1 protein-coding gene is annotated in these 260 nt (G+C 60.4%); it reads right to left on the bottom strand.

Annotation, left to right across the window (positions count from 1 at the left end; genetic code table 11):
• Positions 1-260: PAS domain-containing protein (locus SCA31_RS24110; RefSeq protein ID WP_410699519.1), on the bottom strand; the 260-nt coding region annotated here is incomplete at both ends.

Genomic DNA, 260 nt, shown 5'->3' with positions numbered 1-260 from the left:
CCAACATCGGGAGACCGCTGACCAATATCTTGCGGCCATCGCGCAGACTCTGCACGAGGGTGACGGGCTTGCCGTCACGGATGACCTCCAATGACACCGACTTGGAGATATACCCCCGGCGCACCAGCTCCTGCATGTGATGCCCCAGCACGTCACTGCGCTTGAGCCCGGTAATACGCTCATAGGCCTGATTGATGGCGACGGTCACGCCACGCCCATCGGTGATATAGACACCGTCATGCAGGGCATCCAGCAAACGC

This window comes from Chryseobacterium sp. SIMBA_028 (assembly GCF_046535285.1).
In the GTDB taxonomy this organism is placed as follows: Bacteria; Bacteroidota; Bacteroidia; order Flavobacteriales; family Weeksellaceae; genus Chryseobacterium.
This window is presented reverse-complemented; position numbering and strand designations above follow the sequence as displayed.